Source organism: Brevibacillus laterosporus, assembly GCA_007833815.1.
Lineage (GTDB): Bacteria > Bacillota > Bacilli > Brevibacillales > Brevibacillaceae > Brevibacillus_B > Brevibacillus_B laterosporus_D.
The window spans coordinates 685,791-697,905 of sequence record CP033464.1; the positions used below are offsets into that span (position 1 = coordinate 685,791).

At 41.1% G+C, this 12,115-nt stretch carries 12 protein-coding genes; 8 read left to right on the plus strand and 4 right to left on the minus strand.

The window, feature by feature from the left end:
* The first annotated feature begins 184 nt into the window (after positions 1-184).
* Entirely contained in the window at positions 185-994 is an 810-nt protein-coding gene (locus EEL30_04505; GenBank protein ID QDX91696.1) for a bifunctional DNA-formamidopyrimidine glycosylase/DNA-(apurinic or apyrimidinic site) lyase, read from the plus strand.
* Positions 995-1,062: 68 nt separating this feature from the next.
* On the opposite strand, the gene EEL30_04510 is transcribed toward EEL30_04505, so the two are convergent.
* Positions 1,063-2,067, minus strand: coding sequence for an iron-siderophore ABC transporter substrate-binding protein (locus EEL30_04510; protein QDX91697.1), 1,005 nt, complete (start codon positions 2,065-2,067; stop codon positions 1,063-1,065).
* 186 nt (positions 2,068-2,253) lie between these two features.
* Between EEL30_04510 and EEL30_04515 the strand changes: the two genes are divergently transcribed.
* The 7 genes from EEL30_04515 (at position 2,254) to EEL30_04545 (ending at position 9,245) form a co-directional block, all read left to right on the plus strand.
* Positions 2,254-3,267, plus strand: coding sequence for an iron ABC transporter permease (locus EEL30_04515; GenBank protein QDX91698.1), 1,014 nt, complete (start codon positions 2,254-2,256; stop codon positions 3,265-3,267).
* Entirely contained in the window at positions 3,264-4,301 is a 1,038-nt protein-coding gene (locus tag EEL30_04520; GenBank protein ID QDX91699.1) for an iron ABC transporter permease, read from the plus strand. The genes EEL30_04515 and EEL30_04520 overlap by 4 nt, the downstream gene beginning before the upstream one ends.
* A 14-nt stretch (positions 4,302-4,315) precedes the next feature.
* Positions 4,316-5,155, plus strand: coding sequence for an ABC transporter ATP-binding protein (locus EEL30_04525; GenBank protein ID QDX91700.1), 840 nt, complete (start codon positions 4,316-4,318; stop codon positions 5,153-5,155).
* A gap of 391 nt (positions 5,156-5,546) precedes the next feature.
* Positions 5,547-6,521 carry an ABC transporter ATP-binding protein gene (locus EEL30_04530; GenBank protein ID QDX91701.1) on the plus strand — a complete coding sequence of 325 codons (975 nt, stop codon included), beginning with the start codon at positions 5,547-5,549 and terminating at the stop codon, positions 6,519-6,521.
* Positions 6,518-7,366 carry an ABC transporter permease gene (locus EEL30_04535; GenBank protein ID QDX91702.1) on the plus strand — a complete coding sequence of 283 codons (849 nt, stop codon included), beginning with the start codon at positions 6,518-6,520 and terminating at the stop codon, positions 7,364-7,366. The genes EEL30_04530 and EEL30_04535 overlap by 4 nt, the downstream gene beginning before the upstream one ends.
* 5 nt (positions 7,367-7,371) lie before the next feature.
* On the plus strand, positions 7,372-8,166 hold the full coding sequence (locus EEL30_04540) for an ABC transporter permease (GenBank protein QDX95669.1): 795 nt from the start codon (positions 7,372-7,374) through the stop codon (positions 8,164-8,166).
* Positions 8,167-8,195: 29 nt separating this feature from the next.
* Entirely contained in the window at positions 8,196-9,245 is a 1,050-nt protein-coding gene (locus EEL30_04545) for a spermidine/putrescine ABC transporter substrate-binding protein (protein QDX91703.1), read from the plus strand.
* A 109-nt stretch (positions 9,246-9,354) separates the two neighbouring features.
* On the opposite strand, the gene EEL30_04550 is transcribed toward EEL30_04545, so the two are convergent.
* The 3 genes from EEL30_04550 to EEL30_04560 all read right to left on the minus strand — a co-directional run bounded on the left by EEL30_04550 (position 9,355) and on the right by EEL30_04560 (position 12,106).
* The gene (locus EEL30_04550) at positions 9,355-10,167 is read right to left on the minus strand and encodes a class I SAM-dependent methyltransferase (GenBank protein ID QDX91704.1); all 813 of its coding nucleotides are present in this window, start codon (positions 10,165-10,167) and stop codon (positions 9,355-9,357) included.
* 108 nt (positions 10,168-10,275) lie between these two features.
* Positions 10,276-10,548, minus strand: coding sequence for an NAD/NADP transhydrogenase alpha subunit (locus EEL30_04555; protein QDX91705.1), 273 nt, complete (start codon positions 10,546-10,548; stop codon positions 10,276-10,278).
* Between the two features lie 181 nt (positions 10,549-10,729).
* Positions 10,730-12,106 carry an aspartate kinase gene (locus EEL30_04560; protein QDX91706.1) on the minus strand — a complete coding sequence of 459 codons (1,377 nt, stop codon included), beginning with the start codon at positions 12,104-12,106 and terminating at the stop codon, positions 10,730-10,732.
* Between the last annotated feature and the right edge of the window lie 9 nt (positions 12,107-12,115).

The following is a 12,115-nucleotide window of genomic DNA, read 5'->3' on the forward strand; positions in this document are numbered from 1 at the left end:
ACGAACACGATATTTCTAAAGTCAACTCGCTTTATTATAGTATATTTTCCCCGGAAAAACGAAAGGTTCTCCACTTCTTCCTAATTTTTCACATGAAATTGATGCAGACTACTACTGATGAAAGCTTCACCAAGAGGAGAAGAGAGAGCCTGTATGGCCATTCTTGTAACAGGAGGAACCTTCTATGCCAGAACTTCCAGAGATGGAGCACTATCGGAGCATGTTAAATCGCTACATGTTAGATAAACCAATTCGACATGTTGAGGTCACGAGAGAGAAAACCATTAATTGCCCTGTCGCTACCTTCCAACAAGCGTTATTGAATCAAACCATTACTACTGTACAGCGTCGTGGCAAACATCTATTATTCCATCTGAACAACAATCAGGTTCTCCTGCTCCACCTCATGTTATCAGGATTTATGTACTGGGGTAGCGATTCTGACAACTTGGACAGGACAGCCCAAGTTACACTCACCTTTGATCAAAACAAACTTTTTTTCCATGGCTTACGACTTGGATATTTACACGTTTGCAAAGAATCAGAAGTAGAACAAAAACTCGCTAAGCTTGGTCCAGAGCCACTGATGCCATTATTTACAGCAGATGTCTTAGCCAAGCTGCTGCAAAAGAAACGAACTGTGTTAAAAACAGCTCTCACGGATCAACATGTCATTGCTGGCATTGGTAATTGTTACTCTGATGAAATCTGTTTTCAAGCTAGACAGCTTCCCCTAAAGAATTGTCAGGAGCTGTCGACAGCAGATATTCAAGCGTTAACTCAAGCCTTTCGTGAAGTATTGACACGAGCCTTACAACTTGGTGGGTATATGGAATACCGCTTTTATAAGGACGACCGCCTAACAGGGGGATACAATCAGCATTGCTTGGTCTATGACCGCCCCCAAGAGCCTTGTTTACGTTGTCAAACACCTATCGTCATGACCCGATTGTCTTCCCGAAAAGTGTTTTATTGCCCTACCTGTCAACTATAGAAAAGAGGACTGATCTCAAGCCCAATAGGCTACTGGATCAGTCCTCTTTCTTTGATTCGAATCTAATTTTATGATTTACCCTCTACCAAATACTTATCAAATTCATCCAAAAGCATGTTGGCTGCACGTACACCACCTGCTATATTCCAGATGACATCGTCTACTTTAAATACTTTGTTGTTCTTTGCTACACTAAGGTTCTTCCATAACGGATCGTTTATCCATTCTTGCTCTAGCTTGCTTCCACTATCGTCATTTGCGCCTTTATTGTATGTGTAGTAGAACAAGATGTCGCCATCCAATTCAGGCATGCGCTCTTTGGTAATTTCCGCTGCAAAATCATCCTTTTGTTGTGCTTTTGGTCGAGCAAACCCTACCTCATTCAGCAACATTCCTGCAAAGGTTTGACTGTAGTAGATTCGAGTTTTACCAGGCATAAAACGTACCAAGGATACTTCCGTTTTTAATTTATCCCCAGCTTTCGCACGGAGATCAACCACTTTTTTATCAAAAGCGGCAACTATTTTTTCGCCTTCCGCTTTCTTATTCAAAGCTTCTGCATACAAATTAAAGTTGTTTTTCCATTCTCCGCGCAATGTTTCCGCCAAGACAGTAGGAGCAATGGCACTTAGTTGATCATAAATCTTTTCATGACGCATCTTTACACCAAGAATCAGATCTGGTTGCAGAGCCGCGATTGCCTCAATGTTAGGCTGTAGTTCATCACCGACTTCTTTTACGCCTTCCATATCTGCTTTAATATGATCATAGAAAGGTTGGTCTTTTTTATCCCAAGATTGTACGGCGCCAATTGGTTTAACGCCTAATTCTAGAACAGCTTCTGTTCCTTCACGCGTCAAAACTACCACACGTTGTGGATTTCCTTTCAGTTTAGCTTCTCCCATTGCATGTTTCACGGTATAAGCTGTACCCTCTTGTTTTGCATCACTAGGCTTAGCTTCAGTTGTAGCGTTTTGCTGTTGGCCGCATCCTACAACAAGCATCATAAGTAGCAAAATAGGCGCAATAACCTTCATGAAACGTGATTGGTGCACCATTTCTGAAATTTTCATCTATTGTTCCCTCCACAAACCTTGATAACGATTATCAATATCGGATATAATCGTATATGCCAGATTGAAATGTGTCAACATAAAGAAACAGTTCGTTCAAGTATATTTGAACTTTCACCAAAAGAAGTAATGGAGAACAACCTGTCACATCTTACTGACAGAAAGCGAAAATAGGAGAACATTGAAATGGAAAAGGGCATCTTAGAACGGCCTCTTGCCAAAGCATCAGGTCTGCTACTTGGATTGTTATTATTGCTGGCTTGTATGCTGGTCAGTGTCGTATATGGTGTTATCAACACTGATTGGCACACCATGATAGAAGCTTATACAAATTTTAACGGAAGTAATGAACACATTGTTATCCGTGAAACGCGGGTACCGCGTAGTATTATTGCGGTAGCCATAGGGATTAATTTAGGGATTGCAGGCTCTATTCTGCAAGCGTTGACACGTAATCCAATTGGAGATGTAGGCATTTTTGGAATAAATGGTGCCGCCTCTTTTGCTATTGTTTGTTCTGTTGGATTCTTCGGAGCGAACTCCATGCATGCCCTAACATGGGCTGGTTTTACGGGAGCCCTGTTAGGGGGGATTGCCGTTTATATCTTAGGCTCTATTGGGCGTGATGGAATGACTCCCTTAAAAATGACACTGGCAGGTGCCGCATTAACAGCTCTTTTTTCTTCCTTTACAAACGGTATATTAGTTACAAATGAACAAGCTTTAGAAGAAGTATTATTTTGGTTAGCAGGCTCTGTAGCCGATCGTAAGCTCTCTTATCTAATTGAAGTGTTGCCTTTTATGATCGCAGCCTGGATTTTAGCTCTGTTGCTAGCCCCAGCGATTAATACGTTCATGCTAGGAGAAGACGTGGCAAAAGGATTAGGCCAACGAACACTTTTGTTAAAACTTGGAATGGGATTCGTTGTCATTATTTTATCAGGATGTTCAGTAGCTGTGGCAGGACCAATAGGCTTCGTCGGTCTTTTCACGCCACATTTAGCACGCGATCTTACCGGGAATGATATGAAGTGGACAATATTGTACAGCGGGTTATTTGGAGGAATTTTACTTGTCATCTCTGATATTTTAGCGAGAGCAATAGCTATGCCTCAAGAACTACCGATTGGTGTTATGACTGCTTTATTTGGAGCCCCCTTCTTCATTTACGTCATTCGAAAGGGGATGCTTCGTTCATGAGTAAACCACTTGTATTTCGTCTTAAAAAACTGAACATTTCCTATTTAATGGAAAAACGTGTGCTTTGGGTTGTTCTAACTATTTTGTCCCTAACTTTTATGGCGCTGGTATGTAGCGTAGGAGTTGGTGAATATCCGATATCTCCATGGAATGTGATTAAAGTCTTTCTTGGATTAGGTAGTGGTCAAGAAAATTTGATTGTTATGAAATTCCGCATGCCCCGCATTTTGACGGGAATGCTAGTTGGAATGGGGCTTGGTGTGTCAGGAGCTATCCTTCAAAGCATCATTCGCAATCCACTCGCTTCTCCAGATATCATTGGTATCACCAGTGGGGCTAGTGTAGCGGCAGTCGTATTTATTGTTTTATTTGAGACCGCTAGTATTTTCTGGCTTCCTTTGTTTGCTATTTTAGGTGCTGGTCTCGCAGGCTTACTAATCTATGTATTAGCTTGGAAAAAAGGGGTAACTCCCGTACGGTTAGTACTGATAGGGGTTGGTGTAAAAGAGATTCTGGCTGCTCTTACCACCTTACTAACCGTGGCTAGTCCACTATATCTAACGCCTAAGGCAAAAATTTGGCTAACAGGTAGTGTTTATGGAACGTCATGGGATACAGTATCCATGTTAGCTCCTTGGATCGCTTTCTTTATGTTACTCGCATTCATATATGGTCGTAGCGTCAACCTACTGCAATTAGGGGATGATGTGGCTCAGGGGGCTGGTTCTGCTGTTGAAAAACATCGTCTCATTCTGTTGTTCTTTTCCGTGGCATTGGCAGGCGCTTCTGTAGCCATTGGTGGCGCGATCAGCTTTGTTGGACTCTTAGCCCCTCATATCGCCAAAAAGGTAGTAGGGCCCGTTTTTGGAGCTTTATTGCCTGCATCTGCATTGTTGGGTGCCGTTATCGTCTTAGTCTCTGATCTCTTGGCTCGTACTGCTTTTGCGCCGCTTGATCTACCTGCGGGAATTTTTACCTCCATCATTGGAGCGCCGTTCTTTATATTTCTATTGGTTAAAAATCGGAATAAGTAAGGAGATGAGATGCAATGTCTGCTTTAGAAACGAAAGGGCTAACCCTGCAATACGGGGATTCTGTTATTATTGAAAATCTTGGCCTGAGCATTCCCAAAGGTGAAATCACTGTTTTAATCGGAAGCAACGGATGTGGGAAGTCTACTCTTCTTCGTTCCTTGGCTCGCCTATTAAAGCCGTCAACAGGAAGCATATTATTAAACGGAAAAGCGATTACCGAGCAAACAACAAAAGAAATCGCCAAACAGATGGCAATACTACCACAGGGTCCTATTGCCCCAGAAGGCTTAACTGTCTTGCAATTGGTTAAGCAAGGGCGTTACCCGCACCAAAACTGGCTCAAGCAATGGACGGCTGAAGACGAGGAAAAGGTCGCATTTGCTCTAGAAGTGACTCAATTAACAGAGTTAGCCCATCGTCCAATTGATTCGCTTTCTGGGGGACAACGCCAACGTGCCTGGATTGCTCTTACACTGGCTCAAGATACAGATATTATATTGCTTGATGAACCCACCACCTATCTAGACATGACACATCAAATTGAAGTGCTCGATATTTTATTTGAACTAAATCAAACACGTAATTCTACAATCGTCATGGTGTTGCACGATCTTAACTTAGCATGTCGTTATGCGCATCACTTGATTGCTGTTCAGGATAAACAAATCTATGCCCAAGGTAGTCCCGAAACAGTGCTAACGGAAAGAATGGTTGAACATGTTTTCCGCATGCAATCAAAGATTATTTCCGATCCGATGTATGGTACACCAATGTGCATTCCTGTAGGAAGAGGTCGCATGCTACTACCATCTACACCGGGTGAAATCCCACAAGCACAACGACTAGCTACCTAAATGGACGTAGTAGACAGAAACTAAAAAACATTACAATCGCTAAAAAAATCATTGTTCAAATGTAGGTTATTTTGTGGATATTTAGCTCTAGACTCGACAAACGATCGTCTTTCACGTTACAATCCTCGTGTGATAGTTTTGCCGTTCATAAGTCATTTGTGTCCGACAGACAATCTATCTAGAATACATATTGCTCTTATAACTGTTACGAGGCTACTTGCAGGCTTATCATGAACATGTCTCCGTCGCTAGTTGATGGAGATTTTTTCTTGCTTTTTTATTTGTGATTTCATTGAATTTATCGGCTCAATGATATATCTTAATATTTAGCGTTTTTTTAGAGAAAAATGGGTGAGAACTACTAAATTTATATAGAGATGGGAAATGATAAATGAAGACGATCATACACTTGGATTCAGTGGAAAAAAGCTTTAATGATCAGGTGGTCATTCCCGCATTTTCACTGTCAATCCAGGAAGGTGAATTCATCACTTTGCTCGGTCCCAGCGGATGCGGAAAAACGACGCTGATGCGCATGATTTCTGGGTTTGAGGAGCCTACCTCTGGACATATCTACCTGGATGGAAAGGATGTCACAAACATCGCCCCCTACCAACGCGATATGAACATGGTGTTTCAACATTACGCTCTGTTCCCACACATGACCGTTGCTGAAAACATTCTTTTTGGTTTAAAGATGAAAAATGTGCCACAAGCCGAACAAAAGACTCGTTTGGAAGAAGTGCTGCACTTTACACAACTGACTGAATATCAGAAACGTAAACCAAAACAGCTATCTGGTGGACAACAGCAACGTGTTGCGATTGCCCGTGCGATCATTAATAATCCAAGGGTATTATTGTTGGACGAGCCACTCGGTGCTCTAGACTACCAACTACGTAAAAACCTTCAGGTAGAACTAAAAAATATCCAGCGAAATCTAGGCATTACCTTTATCTATGTTACGCATGATCAAGATGAAGCCATGTCTATGTCAGACCGCATCGCTGTTGTTAACCAAGGACGAATTGAGCAATTGGGCACACCAGAAGAGATTTATTACAAACCAACAAGCTTGTTCGTTGCTACCTTTATTGGCGAAAACAATATCATGAATACAAAAGCAGGTCTTTTAGGCGTTCGTCCTGAGAAGATTCGTTTATATAAAGAAAATGAAGAAGTAGCTCAACATAAGAGCCAAGGAATCATTGAAGATATTATTTTCTTAGGTAATATCTTTAAAGTGTTTGTCCGCGCCGAGGACGACATCGTCATTACCGCACATCTTTACGAAAAAGGCTCTTGGTACAAAGGCGAGAGAGTTGGTGTATTCTGGGCGGAAGAAGATGAGGTGATTCTGCGTTGAAAAGTAAAGGAAAGCTACTCGCCTTCCCAGGATTCCTGTGGTTGACGATCTTCTTTTTAGTTCCCATGCTTTTTGTGGTTATGCTCTCTTTTCTTAAACGGGGAGTATACGGGCAAATCGTCTATGAATTTACACTAGCCAACTATGCTAGGTTTTTTGAGTCGTTATACGTACAAATCTTTATAGAAACCTTACTAGTATCCTTGGGGACAACCTTTATTTGTTTATTACTAGGATATCCTTTGGCATATATGATTACCCGATTAGATCGTAAGTGGCAAAACATATGGCTCTTGCTAGTTATGATTCCATTTTGGATTAATTTCCTGGTTCGCTCTTACGCTTGGGTCATCATTCTACGTACACAAGGTCTGGTAAACACTGTTTTACAATCGCTTGGCCTTATCGACCAACCGCTCACGCTCTTGTATACACCAGGAGCCGTTTTGCTCGGGATGGTCTATGCGTTGTTGCCGTTTATTATTTTACCGATCTATGTTTCTTTAGAACAACTGGACCGTAAAAAACTAGAAGCTGCCTATGACTTAGGAGCTACACCAGCCAAAACATTTTGGCATATTACCCTGCCTCTAACCATGCCAGGGGTTGTGAGCGGTTGTATTCTAGTATTTGTCTCTTCCTTGGGTATGTTCGTCGTTCCAGATGTAATGGGTGGAGCCAAATCTTCGCTATTTGGTAATGTTATTCAAAACCAATTCCTATCCGCACGTGACTGGCCGTTTGGTTCAGCATTATCCATGGTTATTGTGGTCTTCTCGATCATTATGATTTATTTATACTATCGCTCAACCAAAATGCAAGAAAAACAAGAAGGGAGAGGATGAGTGCCATGAAAATGCGTAAGAATCTCCTGTTTGCCTACTCCTTGGCGATTATCGCGTTTTTGTATTTACCTATCGCGGTACTCATCCTCTACTCTTTTAATGATTCGAGGATCAACGCCACTTGGTCAGGGTTTACCTTAAAGTGGTACGCTTCGCTGTTTGAAAATGATCGAGTGCTAGATGCCTTGATGAACAGTTTGATTATTGCCGTAGTTACAACGGTGGTCACTACCATTCTGGCAGCTTTTCTGTCTCTGGCCCTCCATCGTTACAAATTTCGCTTTAAGCAAGCGTTCAATGGGTTAATCTATTTACCAATCCTAATTCCTGATATTCTAATGGGATTATCTTTACTCGTTATGTTTAGTCAATTGTATATGTCACTGGGCAAGCTAACGATTATCATTGCCCATATCACATTTAGCTTGTCATTTGCAGTGGTCATCATTACCGCTCGCTTGGCTGGCATGGGACAAGAGCTAGAGGAAGCAGCTCAAGATTTAGGCGCCTCTGCCTTTAAAACGTTCCGCTATGTTACTTTACCGATTATTTCCCCAGGATTAATCGCAGCTGCTTTAATGACGTTTACGATGTCTCTGGATGATTTCGTAATCAGCTTCTTTGTAGCAGGACCAGACTCTACTACACTACCACTATATATATATGGAATGGTTAAGCGTGGTGTCTCACCTGAATTAAATGCTCTTTCCACAATAATGATCCTTGTGATTGTGGTATTAATTGTTCTTGCTGAATCACTTGCTTTTAAAGGTACCGGAAACAAAACCACTCAAGAATAAAATTTTTTCTCACAGGAGGAGGATATGCTATGCGTTTACTTAAGGCCATTGTGCCAATCGTTATGACTACTGTACTTGCCCTGACTGGGTGCTCATCTACTGGTGGAAAAGAAGAAAGAGTTTTAAACATCTACAGTTGGGCTGATAATTTTAACATGGATGTTATCAAGGATTTTGAACAAAAATTCGATGCTAAAGTCAATTATGCCATTTTCTCCAGCAATGAAGATATGTTAGCAAAGATTCAAGCTGGCGGCGCCCAATTTGACCTCATTCAGCCTTCTGATTACATGGTTGATACCATGATTAAGCTAGACTTGCTAGAAGAACTGGACAAGTCTGCGATCCCTAATCTGCAAAACCTGGTGTCCACCTTTAAAACACCTCCGTATGATCCAGAGAACAAATACTCTGTAGTTTACACATGGGGCGTAACAGGGATTGCGTACAACAAAAAGTATATAACACAGCCCCCAACAAGCTGGAACGATCTATGGGATCCAAAATATAAAGGCCGTGTCGTAGTATTAAATGACTCGCGTGAAGCTTTGGGCATGTCCTTGAAAAAGAATGGCTTCTCAAACAGTACGATCAATGAGAAAGAGTTAGATATTGCAAATGCGGACTTGAAAAAACTATTGCCTAACCTGTTAGCATTTGATACAGATACGATCAAACAAAAATTCATTGCTGAAGAAGCTTGGATTGGCACTGTTTGGTCTGGCGATGCTGCCTTCATTTATCCGGAAAATAACGACATTGACTACGTTGTACCAAAAGAAGGCGGAACCATTTTTGCTGATACCTTTGCAATTCCAAAAGGCGCGAAGCACAAAAAACTAGCCGAAGAATTCATCAACTACATGATGGACCCTGAAGTATCTGTGAAAAACTATGAAAAAATCGGCTATAGCAATCCAAATGAAAAAGCGCATCCTCTGCACAATGAAGAGTATCGCAACAATAAAATGATTTTCCTATCTCCTGAGGAAATGAACCGTACCGAGTGGTTAAAAGATGTCGGTGAAACCTTGCAAGTCTATGATCGTCTTTGGACAGAACTGAAGAGCGGTCGTTAAGATAAGAACCAACAACAAGAACCTGTTGTCTACAGAAACGTAGGCGACAGGTTTTTTTGCCTATGTACCATGTTAGTCTAGGCGAAACTTGTTTTATTAAAAGATAATTTTAGTCAGACTGAACTTCTAGCCAGCAAGAGCAGCCTTCACAAATCGGATTGGTACTTTGGGCCCCCAGCTTTAGATACAGTTGATCTAACATGCTAAATAACTCACGATCCTCAGCTACATAAAAAGTGGGCAATAACAGCTTCAATTTTGAACCACCTAACAAATAAGACGCCAGTAAATATTGCTCAGAATAAAAGAGCTGCATATATTCATGTGGATAATCATATGGTAAAAAAATATCGTGGACTTGAATAATTACCCCTGGTTTTAACATAGGTAGAACTTCCAAAAAGGCAACCGTTACATCAGAATTAGTAAATGAGCGATGGGAGCTGTCAATGAACAAAATATCTCCCGGTTCTAGCTGTTGGAAATACTCTACGGGAACCGTCTCCAACGTTTGACGAATCACTTCATCACACAAACAATCAATCTCTGCACGCGGGTACGGATCAATTGAAGTGATCTTGGTTGATAAATTGAGATCACGAATAGCTTTACGTGCAAACTTTGTAGAGTTCCCTGATCCCACCTCCACATATCTAGCTGGCTTATGTTTGGCTAGAAAAGTGTATATGGCTACACCATCTAATAAAGGAAGCCAGTTATTGCGATAGAACGGTTCCTTTTCACTTTGAGGTTCATCTAACGATATAGCAGCTAACGCTTCAACATGCTTCATGGTCTCCTCAAGATATTTCTTGTACGTACCACGTTCATTCTCCATTAGCTGTTGTATTTTGGCATGTGGGGGTTTTCCATATCCATGCCTTGGCAGAGGAACAACAGGATAATCCAGATAAATATTCAAAACAAAGCCACCTCACTTCATACTGGGTAAAAGTTCTTCCTCTTACCTAATGTATGAATGGGTGGCTTTTCTGTTGCTTGTATTCCAGCTTAATCAAATGGTTAATTATTATGCAGTAACTGCTTCGCTCATCGGCATAATAATTTCAAAAACTTCTCCATGCTGAAGAATTGTGATGTCCTGTTTTTTAATTCGCATGACAGCAACTTCTGGCTTTTGCTTCATCATTTCGATATATTCATCAGGTACTTCCCCTGCGTCGCTGATCGTAACACCTTCTACTTCTTTTTCTTCATCCTCAGCTAAAGGTGTTTGAAGAACAACCTGATAAATTTCAGAAAACACGCTGTAATTGTTCGTAAATACAGTGATACATCTCATTGTCGACATGTTTCCTCACCCTTTCTTTTACATGTTGAATATCCGTGCCTGTTTTGTTGTCTGTTATACCTTAATAAGATATCCAAATCATGTACGATCTATCAACCTTGAATAGGGGTATCTCTGATGTTACACGTAGGAAATCATGTCCAGACAACGGACAACCTTGCACTTATCTATTCTAGCATATTCCTAGCGAAAGCTCTTCTTCTTTATAAAACTCTTGGTACAAAGCTATGACAGCATTGTCTGCATCTCCTGCACTTACGCCAAACATTAAATTCACTTCAGATGATCCTTGATTGATCATTTCGATGTTAATATCCGCAATAGCTAGTGCTGTTGCTGCCCGAGCAGAAATACCTACAGAAGAACGCATTCCTTCTCCTACCAGCATGACAAGAGCCATATTATATTGTACATGTACATCGTCGACATGCAACTCATTTTTTATTCGAGATACAATTCGAGCTTCTTTTTCCTCTGTGAGCTGATGTTGGCGAAGGATGACTGTAATATCATCAATGCCAGATGGACTATGCTCATAAGACAAATGTTCTTCCTCAAGGATCTGCAAAAGCTTTCTACCAAAGCCAATTTCTTTATTCATCAAATATTTACTCACATAAATGCGACAAAATCCCACATCACTAGCAATACCAGCTACAATGCGAGAAGAATTATCACGTTTAGTCACAATTTTTGTACCTGGTGCTGTTGGATTATTTGTATTTTTTATGCAAACAGGAATTTCCGCACGAAATGCAGGTATTAAAGCTTCTTCATGGAAAACGGAAAAACCAGCGTATGATAATTCCCGCATTTCTCGGTACGTAATCTCCTTTATTTCACACGGATGATCAACTAAATTTGGATTTACCGCGTACACCGAATCGACATCTGTAAAATTTTCATACAGTTCTGCTTTAACAGCAGCGGCTAGAATGGAGCCAGTCACATCGGAACCTCCACGTGAAAAGGTCGTAAGCTTACCTTCCTGCGTAAAACCAAAAAAACCTGGAAAGATTAATAACCCATCTTTCTCTTTTAATTGAGCTAATTTCTCGTAGGCTTCAGGAAGCACTTGAGCGTTGCCATATTCGCCATTGACTAGAAGGCCAGCATCTCTTGGATTAATGTACGTAGCAGAAGCTCCTAGTGTTCTTAGATATTCAGTAACCACTCTGGCACAATTATCTTCCCCTGATGCTTTTACAACGTCCATAAAGCCTTCTGGGTCTTCTCCATCCCATTGTAATAATTTTTGTAGATTAGAGATGATTGCTTCCATGCAAGATAGTGGTAATTGCAATTCCGAGCAAATTTCTTGATAGCGATCTACAACCGCCTGCCATTCCTTTTGAGCTTGGCCATGTTCGATTTTTTTTGTCCCGAATGTAATCAGCAAATCGGTTACCTTACCATCTTCCTTATAACGCTTTCCAGGGGCTGAGACAACGATAAGCCTACGAGTCTCATCATTCAGAATGATCTGACACACTTTTCGAATCTGTTCGGCATTAGCCAAGGAAGTACCACCAAATTTACACACTTTCATGTCGTTCCC

Excerpts from the sequence above, each read along its gene's own strand:
- EEL30_04505 (QDX91696.1), top strand. The coding sequence starts at position 185 with ATGCCAGAACTTCCAGAGATGGAGCACTATCGGAGCATGTTAAATCGC.
- EEL30_04510 (QDX91697.1), bottom strand. The coding sequence starts at position 2,067 with ATGAAAATTTCAGAAATGGTGCACCAATCACGTTTCATGAAGGTTATT.
- EEL30_04515 (QDX91698.1), top strand. The coding sequence starts at position 2,254 with ATGGAAAAGGGCATCTTAGAACGGCCTCTTGCCAAAGCATCAGGTCTG.
- EEL30_04520 (QDX91699.1), top strand. The coding sequence starts at position 3,264 with ATGAGTAAACCACTTGTATTTCGTCTTAAAAAACTGAACATTTCCTAT.
- EEL30_04525 (QDX91700.1), top strand. The coding sequence starts at position 4,316 with ATGTCTGCTTTAGAAACGAAAGGGCTAACCCTGCAATACGGGGATTCT.
- EEL30_04530 (QDX91701.1), top strand. The coding sequence starts at position 5,547 with ATGAAGACGATCATACACTTGGATTCAGTGGAAAAAAGCTTTAATGAT.
- EEL30_04540 (QDX95669.1), top strand. The coding sequence starts at position 7,372 with ATGAAAATGCGTAAGAATCTCCTGTTTGCCTACTCCTTGGCGATTATC.
- EEL30_04545 (QDX91703.1), top strand. The coding sequence starts at position 8,196 with ATGCGTTTACTTAAGGCCATTGTGCCAATCGTTATGACTACTGTACTT.
- EEL30_04555 (QDX91705.1), bottom strand. The coding sequence starts at position 10,548 with ATGAGATGTATCACTGTATTTACGAACAATTACAGCGTGTTTTCTGAA.
- EEL30_04560 (QDX91706.1), bottom strand. The coding sequence starts at position 12,106 with ATGAAAGTGTGTAAATTTGGTGGTACTTCCTTGGCTAATGCCGAACAG.